Source organism: Streptomyces caeni, assembly GCF_042678285.1.
Classification (GTDB): Bacteria; Actinomycetota; Actinomycetes; order Streptomycetales; family Streptomycetaceae; genus Streptomyces; species Streptomyces caeni.
The window spans coordinates 1-19,293 of sequence record NZ_JBHUDX010000045.1 but is presented as its reverse complement, the minus strand read 5'-3'; the positions used below and the strand labels follow the sequence as shown (position 1 = coordinate 19,293).

The window sequence follows — 19,293 nt, the reverse complement described above, 5'->3', positions numbered from 1 at the left end:
GTCAGTAGTACCACTCGGGTCTGACACTCACCGGAAGCTCCGCCCCTGCCTCCCGCAGTAGGTGTCGTACTTGCTGAGCGTGTTCATGATCGTAGGTCGCCACCTCATGCACAGCTGTCACGGGCAGAAAACCGTGCACTAGTAGCTCCGCCATGCGTCGGCGCATGCGATCCCCGTCGTCGGCCGTGTTGTTCCAGTACCGTGCAGCCATAATCTCCCAGTCGACAACGCTTGGCATCATACTCAAGTCGGTGAAGTGCCTGGTGATCGCGCTTGCACAGTTGCCGTCGCTGAACACGTAAGGCCTGTGGGACTCCACGACGCCGTCGACGGACGTGACCAGGTAGACGAGTGGAGGCTGCCCGTCCTGGTAGGTGGCCACGCCGCCCCGGCTGATTACGTAGAGCATGGGGGAGCGTGGGGCAAAGTAGAACGGGACGTAGTCGGCTGGACAACCGTATGGCGGGACAGTGATCTGTCGCGATCGCCGTTCAGCTTTGACCGCCCTGTCTCCGCACTCTCTCAGCACGCCCCCTCGGCCCTGCATGACGGTGTCCGAGACCAACTGCTTCTCGGCGAGGATGTCGCGCAGATTGCTCACGTGCGTGAAGTGGAACAGCGGTTGTTCCCCAACGTTCATCACAAGAGCTGAGTAGACCACAGTTGTGACTGCCGACGTCAGCTGCTTGACCGTCAACCATGCCTCGTGGCAGTAGCTTTGACGGCGATCCTTGACTGCAACGGCAGTGGACGTTGCCGTATCCAAAGGTACAGCTCCTGCACCTTGACGGCGGCGACAGTCGACCAAGTTCCTGGCCTGGACACTCACGGAAGGAACTCCTAAAGCGGGTGTCGCAGGTTCGAATCCTGCCGGGGGCACCATGCCTGACCAGGCACGGAGCATGAGAAAGGCCCTTCGGAGTTGGTCTCCGAAGGCCTTTTTCTCTTGAATGGGAACGCCCTGGGAACGAGCGGTCAGGCAGCGTCTCCCATGGGAACGTCAGTGCCCTCCCTGGGAACGTCGGGGCTCTTGCCCGGCGCGCCGGCGACCTGCGCGGAACCAGAGCAAGCGGCGCCTCGGCCTGAGCCTCATCGAACTGCGGCAGACCTGCGCGGCTGATCATTCGGATCTGCAGGGTGCCGCAGGAGCGGCGCAGCCACGCAGTGGTGCCGACGGAAGTGCGGTGATGCGAGACGACAGCGAAGGAGTCATCGTTGTCGGCACCGCAGTAGGCCCACAGCACTGTCTCCGAATGCTTCGAAGTCTGGGCAATCACGGGGACGGAGGAGGCGGCGGTGACGGTCCAATCGGTCATGGCGAACATCTCCTGCGGTTGTGTGGAGATGTGAGTTGAGTGCGGTGGTGTGACGTGCTCGGCAGTACGCGGCGTAAGGGGAGTACGTGCTACACGGCGAGCTCGGCGGTACTCGGGGCCCGTACGACCAGCGCCATCAAGGCCGCGGTGAGGCAGGCCGCGCTCAGCGCGGTCCAGACGACGTCGTACGTGCCGAACAGATCGCGGGCGGTGGCGCCCAGGAAGGCCGAGGCGCCTGCGCCCAGCTGGTGGGCGGAGTTGGTCCATCCGAAGACGATGGGGCCGTCGTCGCCGTATGCGCGCTGGCTGAGGGCGATGACCGGCGGAACGGTCGCCACGTCGACGAGTCCGTAGATGATGGAGAAGACAATCAAGGTGGGGTGTATCGACGCGGCGAGGACCTGGGGCAGGGCGAGCAGCGTGAGCGCGCGGAGGGTGAAGTAGACGGCCAGCAGTCGACGGGGGTCGAAGCGGTCGGTGAGCCAGCCGGAGAGGGTCGCGCCCAGGGCGGAGAAGACGCCGATCAGGGACAGGAGCGATGCTGCGACGGTCGCGTGCATGCCGTGGTCGTGTGCGGCGGGTACCCAGTTGCTCCACATGATGCCATTGGTTGTGGCGCCGCAGATGATGAACATGCCTGCCAGCAGCCAGAAGGTTCCAGTGCGGGCGGCGTCGAAGAGGACTTTCACAGTGCGGCGGGCGGCGCCCTGGGTGGGGGTGGGCTTGGCCACGAACTCCTTGCCTCCGTACGGCAGTGCGCCGACGTCGGCCGGGTGGTCCCGCAGGAACAGTGCCACCACAGCGGAGACGGCCAGGGCCACGAGCGCGAGTGTGACCACTGGGGGCTGCCAGTCGTAGCGGTCGACCGCCCAGGCGAGCAGCGGCAGGAAGACCAGCTGTCCCAGGTGGCTGGAGGCGCTCAGCGCGCCGGTGACCAGACCGCGCCGCCGTACGAACCAGCGGCCGGTGATCAGGGCGGCGAAGGTCATGGTCAGGCAGCCGCTGCCGAGCCCGATCAAGACGCCCCAGTACAGTACGAGTTGCCACGGCGAGGCCATCGCATGGGTGAGCAGGGCGCCGACGGCGATGAGCAGCATGGCGCCCGCCGCCACGCGGCGGATACCGGCTCGTTCCATCAGGGCCGCGGCGAAGGGCGCGGTGAAGCCGAAGAGGACCATGTTGACGGAGGCGGCCAGCGCAATCTGGCCCCGGTCCCAGGCGTATTCCTGGTGCAGCGGTGTGATCAGCAGGCCGGGGACGGTCGTGAAGGCGCCGGCGGTCACAATGGCTGCGCCCGCGACGACGGCGATGGCCCAGGCGCGGTGCGAAACGGCGCGCGAGCTGGGCCGTGTTGTGGTGGGGGGGTCGGTCAACGGGGTCTGAGAATGCTGGGCCATGGCTCCAGCTTGTCGGCGCGGTGAACACCCAGCGAGTGTCTGGATGGCCGCCATGCGCAAGAATGTGGCCATGCAGGACAGGACCGTGTACTCCCACTCCGTACGGCACCGCGTTGCCGTACTCGCCCGCCAGATGACCCTGCCGATCGAGCTGGGTATCGTCCACCAACTGTTCGGGCAGGCCCGCGCGGGGGCGTCGGCGGACGGCGAGCCGCTGTACGAGGTCATCACCTGCGCCCTACGGGCTGGGAGAGTACGTACGGACGGGGACTTCACCGTCAATGTCGGGCATGGCCCTGAGGCGCTGGCCGAGGCCGACACGGTGATAGTGCTGTCCTCCTATGAGGATTACGAACAGCAGCAGCCCGCTCTTTCGGGACCGCTTGCCGACGCGCTCTCCCGTATCCGGCCCGGCACCCGGGTGGCCTCGATCTGCACGGGCGCCTTCGTACTGGCCTCCGCCGGGCTGCTCGACGGGCAAGCCGCAACCACGCACTGGCGTTATGCCGACCGTTTCGCCCGGCTCTTCCCACGGGTCGACCTGGACACGGACGTGCTGTACACCGACGGCGGCGACGTACTGACCTCAGCCGGGTGCGCCTCCGGGATCGACCTGTGCCTGCACATGATCCGGCACGACTTCGGCATGGCCGTCGCCAACGACGTCGCCCGCCGCACCATCGTGCCGCCGCACCGGGAGGGCGGACAGGTGCAGTACGTCCGCCACCCCGTGCCGCAGCCGTCCTCACCCTCCACCGCCGCCGCGCGCGGCTGGGCGCTGCAGCGGCTGGCAGAGCCGATCACGCTGGGCCAGATGGCGGCCCAGGAGTCCATGAGCGTACGGAACTTCACCCGGCGCTTCCGCGACGAGGTGGGCACCACCCCGATGAACTGGCTCACACAGCAGCGCGTCGAACGCGCCCGGGAGCTGCTGGAGGAGTCGGACCTGCCGGTGGAGCAGGTGGCTGAACGGGCGGGGCTCGGTACGGCAGCCAATCTACGGCAGCACTTCCACGCGGCGCTGGGGACCTCGCCGAGCGCTTACCGCACCACCTTCCGCGGACCCGGCGCCGCGGCATGACGGGCGGGGCAACCGAGAACGACCGCCCCACGCGAGTGAACAGAACGGACCCATGGGTGCCGGCTCCCGCGCCGATCAGCGGCCGGTCATCGGGAGAAGTCGCGGTTGCCGAGGTGCTGCGGACGCGGCTTGGGCCAGCGAACGGCTCCTCCGATGTGTTCTCGACGCTGTTGTGGACGATGAAGATGTTGGAGCGCGGGAAGGGTGTGATGTTGCCGTTGAAACCATGCATCAGGTTCGAGTCTGACATCACCGCGGAGGGGACTGCGCTGGCGATGTTCCTCGACGCCGCGATCCTTGTCGTCATCGCCGCAGCCCGCTGGCGCCAGCTCCGCCACCACGACCAGCAAGTCGCCGCCGCTCAGCAGACCCTGCTCCACCTCCAGGCCGCGTACAACCAGGCCGCAGCCGCCTGCGTACGCGAGAACGGGTTCCCCGAGTACCCGGATCCCGATCCCACGACGGGACAGGTCGGCGTATCCAATCACCAGGCGGAGAAGTTCAAGGCATCCGAGATCTCCGTCGCTGCCAAGAAGCGCTCCACAGCCTGAGCTTGGCGTTTGAGGTGTTTGCTTCTTTCCGCCGGCTCCGACTGTGTCTGTTTTGACCTACTTATCTACGGGGTGTCGGTGTGTACGGCGCTTGTTCTTCGAGCCGACCGGTCGGCCGGGACCGGCCTTGCCGGGTTATCGAGCTACATCGCCCTTGTGCACGCTCCCCGCCAAGCAGTCGGCAATCCCCTCCCGGTGAATCTCCTCCAACCCGGACCGTGCCCTCCTGCACGGCTGCCAGAATGGTGCGGGTCAGCCATTCGGCGCGCGGCGCCCGCTCCTCGGGGCGTGGTGGCGTATGCGTCCTGAAGCAAGGGAAGATCCCGGCGCATGCCGAGCACTGCGATTTCCGACAGGCACACCGTCCACCATCTGAAGATCGAACTGCGGGGGCTGCGTCCACCGGTGTGGCGGCGGGTGCGGGTGCCCTCGCGGCTCTCCTTGGGCGGCCTGCACGAGGTGATCCAGGTGCTGTTCGGATGGGAGGGCACACACCTGCACGTCTTCGAGGACGGGCGGCAGGGGGCGTGGGGTCCGCTCCGCGACGTGCTCGGCGGCGCCCTCGACTCCGGGTGGGCCGACGAGGACGGCGTGGCGCTGGCGGACGTGCTGCCGCGAGCCGGAGGGCGGCTGTCGTACACGTACGACCTCGGAGACGACTGGGAGCACCGGATCACCGTCGAAGAGGTCCGCCCGGCCGGACCGGACGAGGCCGGGCAGATGATGTGCACGGGCGGGCGGCGGGGGCTGCCGGACTGCGAGGACGTCGGCGGCGTCTGGGCACTGCAGGACCTGCTGCAGCGGTACGAGGCGGGCGAGCGGCCCGAGCCGGTCGGCGAGGAGGGCGGCGAGCCGGAGTACGGCAGTCACACCGACCACGTACTCGCCCGCATGTTCGCCACCGGGTTCGACCCCGCGCGCCTGGACGTGGCGGAGCTGAACCGGGCGCTGGAGGGGCTGCCGCTGCTCACGGTGGACGGCGTGAGCCCGGTCGGGGAACAGGGTGGCCGGTTCCCGTGCCCCTCCTGCGGCAAGTCGCACCCGCTGCCCGACGAGGACGTGGCCGAGGTCGGGGGCCTGGTCACTGCGGCCCTGGACCCGGACTCACGCGTGGCCCCGGCGATCCGGCTGCCCGACGACGCCGAGCTGGCCCGGCATGTGCGCGACGTCGGGCACTTCATGGCGGCCGTACGGCTCGGGCGCTGGTGCGGCGCGGGCCGGGAGCTCACCCCGAAGGGGGTGCTGCGGCCGAAGCTCGCCCGGCAGGCCGTGGAGGAGGCCGGGCTGTGGCGTGCCGCACCGGACGAGTGGGGGGACGCCGAGGAGCGCCGACGGCGGCTGGCCGGGATCCGCAGCGCCGCCGACATGGAGCCCGTGCGGGAGCCGTGGGAGTGGGCGCTGCTCGCCGGGTTCGTGGAGGTGAGCGGCGACGGCAGGAGGGCATCCTCCGGTGCTGCCCTGCCGGACGAGCGGGACGACGCCGCCCTGCTCGCGGCTTGGCAGGAGACACTGGCCGGGGCGGTCGCCGATGTCTTCGCCGAACTGCCGGAGCCGGTCGGGATGCTGCGCCTGATGTCCGGGCTCGGCGAGCTGCTCGCCCAGGCCCCGCCGGTCGGGTTCGGCCTGCTGCTGCACTGCTACGGGCTGCCCGAGGGCGAGTGGGCGGATGCCTCCGCCTTCTTCGACGAGACCCTGGACGATCTTCCCGACGGAGCGGCCGGAACGCTGCTGCAGACGCTGTACGTGGTTCAGTGGGAGGAGGCGGCAGAGCTGCTGGGGCGGTTCGGGGCCGCCGAGTACCGGCCCGCGGACTCCCCGCCCGGCGCCGAACAGGACGACGACTGGCTGCTGACCGGCCTGTCCGCGCCCGTGCCGGGCCGCTTCCGCCTCACCCCGCTGGGCCGGGCCGGGCTGCGCCGGCTGCTTGTCGAGGCCGGGGTGAGTGCCCCGGTGGTGGGGCGCATGGAGCAGGCGGAGGCTGCCGAGCTGCTGGCTGCGCTGGCCGCCTACCGCTCCTCGAAGGAGGTATGGGCGGAGGTGGCCGGCTGGCTGGCCGCCCGCGCCCCCGCCGACGCGGCGGTGCAGCTCGTCGACGCCTGCGGCGGCACGAAGGGGGCCGACGCGCTGCGGCGGCTCGTGGCCCCGCTCGTCCTGGAGCACCTGCTGCCCGCCCAGCGCCCCGGGGAGCCCGAGAACCCCGAGAACCCCGAGGACACGGAGCCGGACCAGCGGCGCCGGGTGCGCGCGGTGCTGCGCAAGGCCGCCGTCTCCGGTGTGCCCGGATGCGCGCACACCGCCGCCTCCTGGCTGCGGCGGATCGATGACCCCGCCGAGGGGCAGGACGCCCACGGCCAAGAGTGGATGTGCCTGGACGGCCTGTACGCGTACATGGACGGCGGCCCCGAAGCGCTGCGCGCCCGCCTGGAGCAGGGGCCCGAGGGCGGGCCGCGGGTGCGCGATCAGGTGGCCGAACTGGCCGACGGCCTGTGGCGGGCCGGGCACCCGCACGGCGAGGCCGTGCTGACCGCCGTCGCCGACAGCCTCATGCACGGGGACAGGCATCTGGCCAAGCGGTTGCGCAAGGCCGCGTTCAAGGCGAGGAGCTCCGCGTGAGGATCGCCGTGCCCGGGCAGCGGACGCGTGCGCCCCTGCCGGCGCCGCCGCTGGCCGACCGGGAGGCCGCCACCTGGGCCGGGGAGTTGGCGGCCGGCGGCTGGGCGGCGGTGTTCGTGCCCGCGCCGGCCGGGCAGCCGCACCGGCTGGGCCGGCTCGCCCTGTACCGGCTGCCGGACAGTGGGCTGCGCGTGCCCGCCGCCGCGCCGACGGCCGTGGACGAGCTGCCGCTGGGTCTCGTACTGCCGCACGGCAAGGGCGTACGGGCCAGAAAGACCGAGGCGTTCGGGCTCGCCCCCGGCACCGCCCTGGCACTCCTGCTGGACCTGCCCGGGCAGGGCGCGCATCCCTCATTGCACGCCTGGGCCGCCGTCGCCCGCACTGCCCTGCGGCTGATCGGCGAGGGCCGCCTGCAGCCCGCGCTCACCGAGGACGGCCGTCCCGTGTGGCGACTGGGCCCCCTCGGCGCGCACGGCAAGCGGACGCTGGACGACCTGGCCGCCGCTCTGCCGCCGTACGCCCACAACCTACCCGTACCCGGCAGCCGCCCGACACGGATCGTCGAACCCGGCCCCCTGGTACGGGAGTTCGCGGACGCGCTCGCCGACACCCTGCCGCGCACCCCGGCCGCGCCGCTGGCTGCCCTCGGCAACCCCTACTCCGTCCGCGCGCCCAGCCCGCACCCCGAACTCGCCGAGTGGACCGCCCAGGTGGAGGCGGAGCGCTCCGCGCTGGTGAACGTCTCGCTGCGGGTGGAGCCTCCCACCGGGCGGCAGCGCACCTTCCACGCCGCCCTCCAGCTGCACAGCGCCGCCGACCCCTCCCTCGTCGTCGACGCCGCCGAACTGTGGGCCGACCCGGAGCGCACCGCCCGCCTGCTCGGCCCGCGCGCCGAGGCCGAGACGCTGCTCGCGCTGCGCCGCGGTGCCGCGTCGTGGCCCCCGCTGGCCCGGCTGCTCGCCGAGTCCGCGCCCGCCCGGCTGCGCCTGTCCGACCCGGAGCTCACCCAGCTGCTCGACGAGGCCGCGGGCCTGCTGCACGACGCCGGGCTGCGCGTGCACTGGCCGAAGGATCTGGTCAAAGCCCTTGAGGCACGGGCCGAGATCGGGGCGGCCACCGCTCCCGGCGCCACCGTGAACACCCTCCTCGGCAAGGACGCCCTGCTGGACTTCTCCTGGCAGGTGTCCCTGAACGGCGAGCGGCTCACCGAGGCCGAGATCGACCGGCTGGCCGAAGCGCGCCGCCCCCTGGTGAGACTGCGCGACCGGTGGGTGGTCGCCGATCCGAAGCTGCTGGCCCGGCTGCGCCGCCGCCAGGAGCGCGCCCTTGCGCCACTGGACGCGCTGCAGGCCGTCCTGACCGGCGAGATCGAGCGGGACGGCGAGCGGATCGAGGTGAGTGCCGCGGGAGCGTTCGGCGAGCTCGTCACCCGGCTGCACGAACCCGAGAAACGCGAACCGATCGCCGTACCAGGAGGGTTGACCGCCACCCTGCGCAACTACCAGCAGCGGGGACTGGCCTGGCTCGCCGACATGACCCGTCTCGGGTTCGGCGGTGTCCTCGCCGACGACATGGGCCTCGGCAAGACGGTCACCCTGCTCGCCCTCCACCTGCACCGTCAGGAGCAGTCCGACACCGCGGGCCCCACCCTGGTGGTGTGCCCCGCCTCGCTGCTCGGCAACTGGGAGCGCGAGGCCGCGCGCTTCGCCCCCGCCCTCGCCGTGCGCCGCTACCACGGCGGCGAGCGCACCCTGGACCATCTCACCGGCGGCGAACTCGTCCTGGTCACCTACGGCGTGCTGCGCCGCGACACCGAGCGGCTCGCCGGGATCAAGTGGTCGCTGATCGCCGCCGACGAGGCCCAGCACGTCAAGAACCCGTACGCCACCACCGCCCGCCGGCTGCGCGCCCTGCCTGCCCGGGCCCGGGTGGCGCTGACCGGCACCCCTGTGGAGAACAACCTCTCCGAGCTGTGGGCGCTGCTCGACTGGACCACCCCGGGCCTGCTGGGCTCCCTCACCGCCTTCCGCGACCGCTACGCCCGGGCGATCGAGCGCGGCGCCCTCGGCGCGGACGGCGGCGAGGAGGCCGCCGAGGACGGGCGCCGCGCCGCCGAACAACTCACCCGCCTCACCCGCCCCTTCCTGCTGCGCCGCCGCAAGTCCGACCCGGGCATCGCCCCGGAGCTGCCGCCCAAGACCACCACCGACCACCCCGTCCCGCTCACCCGCGAGCAGGCCGCGCTGTACGAGGCGCAGGTCCGCGAGGCCATGGAGAGGATCGAGAAGGCGGACGGCATCGCCCGCCGCGGCCTCGTCCTCAAACTCCTCACCGCTCTGAAGCAGATCTGCAACCATCCCGCCCAGTACCTGCGCCAGCCGGGCCCGCTCCCGGGCCGCTCCGGCAAGCTCCGGCTCCTCGACGAACTCCTCGACACCGTCGTCGCCGAGGGCGAGTCCGCACTGCTGTTCACCCAGTACACACAGATGGGCAGGCTGCTGGAGGCCCACCTCGCCGACCGCGGCGTCCGCGCCCTCTACCTGCACGGCGGCACCGAGGTCAGGCGGCGCGAGGAAATGGTGGCCGCCTTCCAGCGCGGCGACGTGCCGGTCTTCCTGCTGTCGCTGAAAGCCGCGGGCACCGGCCTCAACCTCACCCGCGCCACCCACGTGATCCACTACGACCGCTGGTGGAACCCGGCCGTCGAGGACCAGGCCACCGACCGCGCCTACCGCATCGGCCAGGACCGCCCGGTCCAGGTCCACCGGCTCACCGCCCAGGGCACCGTCGAGGAGAAGGTGGCCCGCCTGCTCGGTGCCAAGCGGGCGCTGGCCGAGCAGGTCGTCGCCTCCGGCGAGGCCGCCCTGACCGAACTGTCCGACGCCGACCTCGCCGAACTCGTCGCCCTGTCCGCCACCGCCGAGGGAGAAGACCTGTGACCCCGGCCCGCAAGGCCCCGCGCCGCGGCGCCCTCGCCTTCGCCGCCACCTGGTGGGGCCAGGCGTGGATCGACGCCCTGGAGGCCTCCACCCTCGACTCGGGCCGCCTCTCCCGCGGCCGCACCTACGCCCGCAAGGGCATGGTCCACCCCGTCACCTGCCTGCCCGGCGCGCTCAAGGCCGAGGTCGAGGGCAGCACCCCCTGGCCGTACGACGCCGCCGTCCACGTCCCCGTCCTCACCGACGCCCAGTGGGACACCCTGCTCGACGCCATCGCCGCCCGGGCCGGGCACACCGCCGCCCTGCTGGACGGCGAGATGCCCGAGGCCCTCGTCACCGACGCGGCCTCGGCCGGCGTACCGCTCCTCCCGCAACCGCACGAGCTCGACCCGGAGTGCTCCTGCCCCGACTGGGGCTACCCCTGCAAGCACGGCGCCGCCGTGTGCTACGCCACCGCCACCCTCATCGACGAGGACCCGTTCCTGCTGTTCACCCTCCGGGGCCGCGACCGCGACAGTGTCCTCGCCGCGCTGCGCGCCCGCCGCCGGGCCGCCTCCACGGCCGAGGCGGCCTCTCCCGAGGACACCGGCACTCCCGCCCCGTACGGCGTCCTCGCCCGCGACGCCTTCACCTCCTGGGAGGGCACCTTCACCTCGCCCTCGCAGGAGGCACCCGGCTCCCGTGGCACCACCGCGCCCCCGCACACCGACGGCCGTGAGGACTCCCCGGACCCGCGTCCCGCTCCTCTCACCGCCGAACCGCCACGCACCGGCCCCGTCACCCTCTCCGACCTCACGGCCCTGATGAGCGACACCGCGCAACGCGCCCGCGGCCTCGCCGACGGCCACACCCTCACCCTGCACCTCGACGCCGCCGACGACGCCGTGCGCATCGCCGCCGCGGGCGCGAGCGAGAAGTGGTTCCACCGCCTGGTCACCGGCACGGGGAGTGACCCCGCCGACTTCGCCCGCCTGGTCCGCGCGGCCCGCCACGGCGGCATCCCCGGCATCACCACCGCCCGGACGCCGCTCACCCCCGCCCCGGCCGCACTCGCCGCCGCCCGCACCGCGCTCGCCGAGTCCGAGGGGCCGGCGCCGGTCAGGACCTGGCGCAACCGCCTGACCCTGGATGCCGAGGGCATCCAGCTGCGCTACGGCCCCGACGGCCGCTGGCACCCCTACTCCCGCGAAACCCTCGCAGGCCGCACCGGCTGGTGGCCGTGCGCCCCCGCCCACCCCGACCCGCTCGCCGCCCTGACCAGCGCCCGCGCCGCCATCGGGCGCTGACACCGGGCGGGGATGGCGTCCTTCCGCGCGGACCGGGCGGAGGCGCCCCAGCACGGGTGACCCTCGTGCGGGTCCGGCCAGTGCTCTGACCAGGACGGTTCGCCGGGGCGGTGACTTCGCCTCGATACTCTGCACGGCATGATCGACTCATACGCGAGCTCTGACGATGCTGCAGTCGCGATAGCCGGGGCGCGGGCTGGCGCGGACGTGGTCCGCAACATGTACGGCCGGCGGCTCAACCGCATCGACAAGGGTGCCGGGGACTTTGCCACCGCCGCCGATGTGGCGGCCGAGAAGACGATCCTCGGCGTCATCCGTGCCGCACGGCCCGATGACGCGGTGCTCGGCGAGGAAGGCGGGCAGCAGGGCGCTGCTGACGCTGTGCGCCAGTGGTTGGTGGATCCCCTGTGCGGCACGCTGAACTACGCCGTCGGCAACATGCTGGTGGCCGTCAACGTGGCGCTGCGTGATGGGGCGGCGGCCGTGGCCGACCCGTTCAGCGGCGAGGTCTTCTTCACCGACGCGGCGACCGCCTGGGTGCGGCATGACGGGGCCGACGACGCACTGCTGACGCCCACGCCCGCTACCCGATTGGTGGACGTCAACCTGGATCCGCCGTTCCCGAGTGCGCCGGGATTCCGGGCCGTGGAACTGCTGGCCCATCCTGGGTTCATCGAACGTTTCCGGCCGCGCGTCGTATCCACGACGCTGGCGCTGGCCTGGGTGGCTGCCGGCAAGCGCGCCGCGTATGTCACCGATGGCGGCGACCTCTCCAGGAGCGTGCATTTCGCGGCTGGCATCGCTTTGTGCCGGGCTGCTGGCTGCGTTGTCACCGGGATCGACGGTGCCCCGATTGGGGAGGCAGGTCGTGGGCTTGTGGCTGCCGCCGACGACGAGACCCACAGGCTGCTGATGTCGATGATGCGCTGCCGAAGCTAGTGCTGTGACCGCATGGGTTTTCGTCGGGCTGGGTCAGGCTGCGGCCTGGAGGGGCCTGCCGCCCCAGCGGATGCCCTTCTCGCTGCGGATCCGGGCACGTTCACGGCGTTGAGCTGTGAGGACGTCTGGGTGGCGGGCGTTGGCGTTGCGCCAGCGCAGGTAGGTGTGGAGGGCCCGCGTCTGGGCGGTGTGGTTGCGGTGGTTGGAGTTGGCGACGGTGAACTGCCGCAGCGGTCCGAAGTGGGCCTCGATCGGGTTGGCCCAGGACGCGTAGGTCGGGGTGAAGCACAGGCTGACCTTGTTCTTCTTCGCCCAGCGACGGATGTCGGCGCCTTTGTGGGCGGACAGGTTGTCGAGAATCACGTAGATCGGGGCCCCGTCGGGGCGGGCGGCACGGATCGTCTTCAGCGCGGCCAGGGTGTTCGCGGCACCTTTCTAGCGGCGGTTGACGCCCCACAGGGTGTCGTCGCCGATCGAGTAGCAGCCGTGGAAGTAGCGGACCCCGTGGGTGCGGTGGTAAGTCGCGGGATGCCGCTCGGGCCTGCCTTGCTCGGCCCAGCACGACCCGGCGGTGGGCCGGATGCCGAGCGGCCCGAACTCGTCGAACGCGAAGACACGGTCAGGGAAACGCTCCAGCACCTCCTCGATGCGGTCCAGCTTGGCGTCGCGCTCCGGATCGGGCAATTCCTTCCACGCCTTGGTCCGTTGGAAGGTGACGCCGCGGCGGGCGAGCAGGCACCGTAACGCCTCGCGGCCGATCCGGATGACGCGGCCGTGCACTTTCCGCAGGTAGGCGGCGAGTTTGCGGATGGACCAGCGGGTGAAGGGCTGGCCGAGCTTGGTCGGGCGGGTGGTGGCCGTCTGCACGACGAAGTCCTCGTTGTCAGGGCTGAGCAGGCGGGGACGGCCTCCCGCCCACCGAGGGTCCAAGCAGGCCAGGCCGACCCCGTTGAACCGGTGGATCACATCCCGGCCCGTGTCCTCATCGGCCTGCACCAGCTTCGCGACCACCGGCACCCGGTTCCCGCCGGCCGAGGCCAGCGGCATCATCGCGCGCCGGTAGCGCACCGAACTGGTGCTGCCCCGACGCACGATCTGCTGCAGCTTCTGCCCCTCCTGATCGGTCAGTCTGCGCACACGGACAGGCTCTGCCACCACAACACCCCCGGCACACCTCCCGTCCCGAGACGTCCTGACGGCGATCTTCTGCCGAAGGCCGGTCTCAGTGGGGCACCGCGACCGCGGTCCCCCAGGCCCCCTCGATCTCGGCGGCCGGAAATGGCGTCCGCTTGCTCTCGGTGAGAAAGCGGCGGTGGAATTCGCCCAGGACCAATGCAGCTCGGGAATGCCGGTCGATGATCGCGGCGATCTCGCACGGGACGTCATCGGGCTGGTGGCCGACGATCCACTCGCGCAGGAACGCCTCGTGTTCCATACCGCCGCGCAGACCATCGGGCAGGTGGTGGCGGAGCAGATGGCTCACGGTGTGGCAGCGGTCATACACGAGGTGGTCGGAGAGGAACTCCGCCTCGGCCGCTGACAGTTCGAAGCGCGAGCTCAGGGCGAGTCCGAAGTCCGCGAAGTAGAGCAGCTGGCCGTCGGTCAGGACATTGGCGAAGTGGGCATCGAAGTGGACGAGCCCGCGCGAGCTCATGAAGGCACACCCGCGCGCCAGGGCCTCCTCCACCCATGGGTACGGCGAGCCCTCCCTACCCTCCGGCGCGGCGGTCCGGTGGTCGTGCAGCCAATCGGCGAGTGTCTGCGGGACGTGTTCCAGGAAGAGCACCAGGCTGAACGAGGAACGGCCGATGGCCTCCAGCCGCTCACGCACGGCCGATGAGCCCTCCCAGTGCACGACCGCCCCGTCGATGCCCCCGAACGCGTCGGCGAAACCCTCGGGAGGGGAGTCGGGCAGGATGCGCCAGTGGTACATCAGCGGAAAACCCTCGTACTCGTTCCCGAGGACCCAGTTGGTGGTCATGACATGCACGGCCAGCTCTCGCCAGGCCCCGAACCCGGCCGAGCCCACCCCATACTGGTAGAACACCGGCAGTCCGAAGAGGTTCGCCGTCGACCGCGCGTTCTCCGGCCGCAACTCGGTGTCCGTGAGAGGAACCCGTTTGACGAACACCCTCGTGCCGTCGATGTCCAGCTCCGCCGACCTGCCGCCGATGCCGGACCCGAGCGGGTCGGCGGCGGCCACGACCTCGCCGAGCTGACGGTCGCTCAGCAGGGACAAGTGCGTGGCCACGGTCCCATACGTGGCGAGCCGCGCGGCATACCGCGGGTCCGGGTGGTGCATAGACGACTCCTCGGTGCCCGGAACCAGGGCTTTGGTGATCTCGCGCACGTTTTCGAGCCTATCCGCCACGCCTGCCGAAGGAGCAGGTACGCGAAGTCGCCCGGAACGCTGATTTCCGGACGCCGCCTCAGACGATGACGCGCCCCCGTCACTAGATCTCCCGACACCGAGCTCTCACGGACGCGACCGCAAGCGTTCTACCTGCATAAACGGCACCCGTTCACCCGTTCACCCGTTTGCCCCGGATAGGCTCTTGAACACCCGCTACCTGCACGCCGCCATCGCCCGGCTCCGTGCCGAGGGCCACGACATCAAGGACGAGGACATCACCCGGCTCTCCCCGCTCAAGGACCGGCACATCAACTTACTGGGCCGCTGTCTGTTCAACATCGAGGCCAGCGGCCCCGGCCAGGGCCTGCGCCCGCTGCGCGACCCGGAAGCGTCCGAACTGGACGAGGAAGACGACGACACCCTGGACTGACAGGCCCGGCCGGCCTCGTCAGTAGCTCGATTGACGCCCGCGCCCCGAGGAGCGAGACGACGCACGATACAGTCGCCGGTCGCCGCCTGATCCTCAGCCCGGGGAGACGAAGCCGGACACGTATGCCGCGATGACCGCCTGAGTGCGGTCCCGCTCGAATCGGACCGACCACGCGAACGGATAGAGAACAGCCAGTTAGCCAGCCACTTTGGCGCGAGCCTCGAAGATCACGGCCCCACATCGGGCACTAACGGGCAGGTCTACAAGCCTGCCCGATCCGCGGGCCAGCGGAAGGGGCCATGATCACTCGCGTCAAAGCAGCTCCCGGCCAAAGTCGTTCCACCGACCTTCGCGTCAGTCCATCCGCGTGTCAATCGCGCCGGTCAGTTGTCAGCCGGCTCGGCCTGCTGGCCACCCCGCTCCCGCGATGGAGGCGTGTGATCAGGTTCTCGGCGGCGTCCAAAGCAGGTTCGCGCACCACATACCGGGTGATGCCCCAGCGTCGCTCGTGGTCCGCCATCGCCTCCAGGATCTCGCCCTCAGTGCCGATCCAGACGTACGGGGAGGACAGCACGTCGCGCTCGGTACTGCCGAATCGCGCAGCAAGGCGGTGTGCGGCTGCCTCCGCGTCATCGGTGATCTCCACCACCTGCACCAGTGCTTCACGCGGTGGCGGAGCCTTCCGGCCGACCGCGCCCTGCTCGATCAACTCCACCTGCCTGTCGATGTCGTCGACTCGCCATCGCGTCTCGTGACTGTGCCCATCCGCCAATGTGCGGCCGAGTCCGCTCAGGGCGACGACGTCGGCGTGCTGACCGGCCCACCGCAACAGCGTGGAGTTGCCACCCCCGAAAGTGAACGGCACTCGGGATTGCACAGGCCGAGGCGATTCCAGTCGCGCTGCCCGCGCGTACACGTACGGGCCGTCGAGGGTGACTTCGTCCCCCGCCAACAGCGCACGGCACGCCTCCGCCACCGCGATGAAGCGCTGGACGCGCCCGCCCACGTCTGGACGGTTCGACCCGAGCATCGCCCATTCGACCGGCGTATGGCCAGCTCCCAGCGCCAGACGGGCCCGCCCGTCCGACACGACATCGAGGGTCGCGACGTCACTGGCGAGCAGCAGGGGTTCCCGGACGCCGGCATGGGACACGTAGGACCCGAGACCGACGCGTTTTGTGACCGCGGCGGCAGTCGCGAGAGCGGCGAACGGGGACGCCGCCGTACCCGGATGGTCAGGAGCGAGCAGAGCTTCGAAACCCGCCGCCTCGCACCGCTGGGCAAGGGCACTCCAGGACCTCGCGTCCTTCAAATCCGCCTGTATTGAGATGGACACCATGGGCACAACCTACGGTCGCCGACTGTCACGTCGCCAACCACTATGCCGCGGGCAGAAGAGCGCGAATTAGAGTTCATCTCAGTTGGCGATGTCCGACCCCGATCGAGGCGTCAGGCCGTACTTCATGACACAACTGGGTCGAATGAGAAGCCAAGAGGTTCATAAAAGGGAACGACATCAGCGCTCGCGATGAGGAACGTCGTGCGGATGCCATGTGCGTTGGACCAGCCGGTTGGAGCGTTGACCATACGGCGCCCCAGCCCCGCGCCCTGGTGGTTGGGATGGACTACGACGTCGACGATGAACGAGTTCATGGCTGCGTCGCCGACCAACCTCGCCATGCCCACGATGCGCTCTTCATGGCGTGCAATCACCCCGAAGCAACTTCTTCCGAGAGCCTGTTCACAGGCTTCTTCCGGGGGAGAGGCCCAGCCAACCGACCGCGGCTCGTAGCGTCCGATACTCACTCGCCGTGGGCACTGCTTCTTCGATTCGGTACATGGCCGGGCATGCCACTCAGCGCATCAATTCCCCACCTTGTCGGTGCCGAGGCGACAGGCGAGAGAGGTCGTCGTCGACTGGTCGGGGGCGTCTGGCAGACTCCGCGGCATGGGAATGTTCAAGCGGGCCAATAAGACGTCGTCTCAGTTGGCGTGATCTTGCGGCAGTCTGGGGTGATGACTGCTGCGCTTGTCGAGCGGATGGCGCCGGAAGACCTGTGGACATTGTTCCAGCGGGTGGTGCCACCGGCACCGGTTCGCCCGCAGGGTGGAGGGCATCGTCGGCGAGGGGACCGCGAGGTGCTGGCTGCGATCAGCTTCGTGGCCACCTGGTGCCGTACCTGAAACCAACTGCCGCCGGGCTTCGGGCTGTCGGGGGTCACCGCCTTCCGGCGGTTCACCGAGTGGACCGAGGCCAGTGTGGGCCAAGCTCCACCGCTTGGTCCTGGACGAACTCGGTGCCGGGGCGAGCTGGACTGGTCGCGGTGCGCGATCGACTCCGTCAGCGCCCGGGCCCTCAAAGGGGGCAGCTGGCGGGACCGAATCCGACCGACCGCGGCAAGAAGGGATCGAAAACCCACCTCATCGTTGATTGCCAGGGCCTGCCTCCATCGGTCTGAATCTCCGCCGCGAACCTCCACGACAGCCAGGCCCTCATCCCGTTGGTCCGGGGTGTCCCTCCCATCCGCTCACGGCGCGGCCCGCGACGCCGACGGCCCGGCAAAATGCACGGAGACAAGGGGTACGACTACCGGCACCTGCGGCGATGGCTCGCTTCCCGCTGCATCCGGCACCGCCTCGCCCGCAGGGGCATCGAGTCGTCCCGGCGCCTGGGCCGGCACCGCTGGGTCGTGGAACGGACCGTGTCCTGGCTGTCCGGCTGCCGCCCCCACCGCCGCTACGAGCGCAAACCGGAACACTTCCTCGCCTTCACAGCCATCGCCGCGACCCTCATATGCCGCCGCCTCACCAACTGACAACGGCTTACAGGTGGTCCCCCGCGCCGACTGGTTTTGGAGGGTGCACCCCGCCTCCATCCTTGACGTCCTGCTCGCACGTTCGCCTGTCGTAGGACTGGTCATTGGGAATCAACAGCACTCCGGCCACCTGTCCAGGGTGTTCGACAGCGAGCCACTCGTCGCCTGTGTGCTCCCCACCTGGCCCGAACGCCTCGGAGGAATAGACCCTCTGGCAGATCAACGCCACGCGTTGCTTGTCCACCGCGCAGGCGTCCAATGCAGGGCCACCGATCTCGTCGGCACCGTTGAAGCGGTAGTGGAAGTGAACCTGGTCGCCTCTGGAGGGCACCTGCGGGTGGGGTTCAAGGCGCCAGTCAACGACCTCGGCGGTGACGCCGATGGGCCGCCCTGACGTGTTGACGACCTGCACCCTGACACCGGCCACACCGCGCTCTGCCGTCGTGTCGGTGCAGCCCCAGTGTGAAGAGCAGCTGGACAGGGAGAGAACCACCAGGGCCACCGGAGCAGCGGCCAGCACCCGTGCGGCGAACAATCAGATGACCTCCAGTCAGGGGGATCGGAGCAGCGTACCCCGGAGCCTGGATGTGATGGAGGACGGCCGAAAACGCGCACGATGCGGAGCGGCACCTCTCGCAGGTGCGCCTCACGGGCCGCGGGCTCGACCGTGCCCGGGCTGGAGGCGGGACCGTCCACCCCTGCGATCAGCGGGTCACTCATCGCGCGCTCCCGCCCCGGAAGGCCACCGGCGAGCGGCCGTTCCACCTCCCGGCCTCGGCGCCGCCGCCCACCGCGGCCAGGGGCCATCAGGCGGCCCGGGGGGGCCGCTCGGCACCGCCGAGATCCCTCAAAGGCCAGGACGCCGGCATCAACCCGTACGGATCAGGCCGGGCCCTGGCGCCAGTACTCGAGTACCCGTGGGTACCTGCCGAATATCCGTGCACGCCGGGCCACCGGTACGGGGTTGGGTTCGCACAGGTTCCGGATTCATGACTGACGGGGCGATGTGCATGGACGTCAACGCTCCATGACGCCACGACACTGCGCCGCGCTGAGCCCCGGCAGCAGCCTTCGGGCCGCGTCCCCGACAGGCACGGCTCGTGGGGGCCGGCCCCGTACGCCGTCGGCCCAGGCGGAGCCTGGCAGTCGCTGCCCATGGCGTCCAGGTCGTTCGTACAGTGGCACGCTCCCCCAGGACCTGGGTGCGTTTCCCCCTGAGGCCGCATAGCCTCTGCCGGCCCGCACAGCTGTCGGGCGGGGCTCAAGGAAGGGACGCCGATGCGGCGGCGAAGAGCGATCAGCAGGTTGAGAGACGCGGCTTGGGTGCCGGCATCAGTCGGGTTGGCCCTCCTGGCAGGGACCGTCGTGCATACCCTCGCGAACTACAGGATGGCCACCGTCATGGGCGACTCCATGAGACCGACGTACCGTCAGGGCGATCAGCTGTTCATCGAACGGATCGACGCGAGCGGGATACGCCGGGGCGATGTCCTGCTCATCGACGCACCCGAGCACTCTCAGAGGGCGGTATGTGACGTAGTGCCGCGTTTGTTGTCGCTGGAACGTGTGGCA

General features: G+C 70.4%; 12 protein-coding genes and 5 pseudogenes. 9 read left to right on the top strand and 8 right to left on the bottom strand.

From position 1 onward, the window contains the following. Nucleotide 1: 1 nt before the first annotated feature. Both darT and ACFSL4_RS15855 read right to left on the bottom strand, forming a co-directional pair. Nucleotides 2–697 carry a type II toxin-antitoxin system toxin DNA ADP-ribosyl transferase DarT gene (gene darT, locus ACFSL4_RS15860; protein ID WP_381082949.1) on the bottom strand — a complete coding sequence of 232 codons (696 nt, stop codon included), beginning with the start codon at nucleotides 695–697 and terminating at the stop codon, nucleotides 2–4. 708 nt (nucleotides 698–1,405) lie between these two features. After that, nucleotides 1,406–2,713 (bottom strand): MFS transporter, encoded by a 1,308-nt coding sequence (locus tag ACFSL4_RS15855; RefSeq protein ID WP_381082947.1) that lies wholly within the window; start codon nucleotides 2,711–2,713, stop codon nucleotides 1,406–1,408. Nucleotides 2,714–2,783: 70 nt separating this feature from the next. On the opposite strand from ACFSL4_RS15855, the gene ACFSL4_RS15850 reads away from it, so the two are divergent. After that, a complete protein-coding gene (locus ACFSL4_RS15850) occupies nucleotides 2,784–3,794 on the top strand; it encodes a GlxA family transcriptional regulator (RefSeq protein WP_381082945.1) in 1,011 nt (336 codons plus the stop codon). A gap of 86 nt (nucleotides 3,795–3,880) precedes the next feature. Here ACFSL4_RS15850 and ACFSL4_RS15845 read toward each other — a convergent pair. Further along, nucleotides 3,881–4,053, bottom strand: a pseudogene (locus tag ACFSL4_RS15845) (ectoine hydroxylase); the annotation flags it as partial. Here ACFSL4_RS15845 and ACFSL4_RS15840 point away from each other — a divergent pair. From ACFSL4_RS15840 to ACFSL4_RS15820, 5 genes and pseudogenes are all read left to right on the top strand, one after another. Then, nucleotides 4,052–4,207, top strand: a pseudogene (locus ACFSL4_RS15840) (mobilization protein); the annotation flags it as partial. The pseudogenes ACFSL4_RS15845 and ACFSL4_RS15840 overlap by 2 nt on opposite strands. A 468-nt stretch (nucleotides 4,208–4,675) precedes the next feature. Next, on the top strand, nucleotides 4,676–6,958 hold the full coding sequence (locus ACFSL4_RS15835) for an IS1096 element passenger TnpR family protein (protein WP_381082943.1): 2,283 nt from the start codon (nucleotides 4,676–4,678) through the stop codon (nucleotides 6,956–6,958). Continuing rightward, nucleotides 6,955–9,897 carry a DEAD/DEAH box helicase gene (locus tag ACFSL4_RS15830; RefSeq protein WP_381082941.1) on the top strand — a complete coding sequence of 981 codons (2,943 nt, stop codon included), beginning with the start codon at nucleotides 6,955–6,957 and terminating at the stop codon, nucleotides 9,895–9,897. The genes ACFSL4_RS15835 and ACFSL4_RS15830 overlap by 4 nt, the downstream gene beginning before the upstream one ends. Continuing rightward, nucleotides 9,894–11,183, top strand: coding sequence for an SWIM zinc finger family protein (locus ACFSL4_RS15825; protein ID WP_381082939.1), 1,290 nt, complete (start codon nucleotides 9,894–9,896; stop codon nucleotides 11,181–11,183). Before ACFSL4_RS15830 ends, ACFSL4_RS15825 begins: the two co-directional genes overlap by 4 nt. 138 nt (nucleotides 11,184–11,321) lie before the next feature. Next, nucleotides 11,322–12,122 carry an inositol monophosphatase family protein gene (locus ACFSL4_RS15820; RefSeq protein ID WP_381082937.1) on the top strand — a complete coding sequence of 267 codons (801 nt, stop codon included), beginning with the start codon at nucleotides 11,322–11,324 and terminating at the stop codon, nucleotides 12,120–12,122. Nucleotides 12,123–12,155: 33 nt separating this feature from the next. On the opposite strand, the pseudogene ACFSL4_RS15815 reads toward ACFSL4_RS15820, so the two are convergent. Both ACFSL4_RS15815 and ACFSL4_RS15810 read right to left on the bottom strand, forming a co-directional pair. Continuing rightward, nucleotides 12,156–13,277, bottom strand: a pseudogene (locus tag ACFSL4_RS15815) (IS630 family transposase). Nucleotides 13,278–13,344: 67 nt separating this feature from the next. Beyond that, nucleotides 13,345–14,424, bottom strand: a complete 1,080-nt coding sequence (locus ACFSL4_RS15810; RefSeq protein WP_381083053.1) for a BUD32 family EKC/KEOPS complex subunit — start codon at nucleotides 14,422–14,424, stop codon at nucleotides 13,345–13,347. Between the two features lie 250 nt (nucleotides 14,425–14,674). Between ACFSL4_RS15810 and ACFSL4_RS15805 the strand changes: the two are divergent. After that, nucleotides 14,675–14,905: pseudogene (locus ACFSL4_RS15805) on the top strand (Tn3 family transposase); the annotation flags it as partial. 370 nt (nucleotides 14,906–15,275) lie between these two features. Here ACFSL4_RS15805 and ACFSL4_RS15800 read toward each other — a convergent pair. Both ACFSL4_RS15800 and ACFSL4_RS15795 read right to left on the bottom strand, forming a co-directional pair. After that, on the bottom strand, nucleotides 15,276–16,244 hold the full coding sequence (locus ACFSL4_RS15800; RefSeq protein WP_381082935.1) for an LLM class flavin-dependent oxidoreductase: 969 nt from the start codon (nucleotides 16,242–16,244) through the stop codon (nucleotides 15,276–15,278). A 122-nt stretch (nucleotides 16,245–16,366) separates the two neighbouring features. Continuing rightward, nucleotides 16,367–16,711 (bottom strand): GNAT family N-acetyltransferase, encoded by a 345-nt coding sequence (locus ACFSL4_RS15795; RefSeq protein ID WP_381082934.1) that lies wholly within the window; start codon nucleotides 16,709–16,711, stop codon nucleotides 16,367–16,369. 210 nt (nucleotides 16,712–16,921) lie between these two features. Between ACFSL4_RS15795 and ACFSL4_RS15790 the strand changes: the two are divergent. Then, nucleotides 16,922–17,721: pseudogene (locus ACFSL4_RS15790) on the top strand (IS5 family transposase). A gap of 7 nt (nucleotides 17,722–17,728) precedes the next feature. On the opposite strand, the gene ACFSL4_RS15785 reads toward ACFSL4_RS15790, so the two are convergent. After that, the gene (locus ACFSL4_RS15785) at nucleotides 17,729–18,256 is read right to left on the bottom strand and encodes a hypothetical protein (protein ID WP_381082932.1); all 528 of its coding nucleotides are present in this window, start codon (nucleotides 18,254–18,256) and stop codon (nucleotides 17,729–17,731) included. 743 nt (nucleotides 18,257–18,999) lie between these two features. Here ACFSL4_RS15785 and ACFSL4_RS15780 point away from each other — a divergent pair. After that, nucleotides 19,000–19,293 (top strand): S26 family signal peptidase (locus ACFSL4_RS15780; protein ID WP_381082930.1); only part of this gene is annotated, 294 nt, incomplete at its 3' end.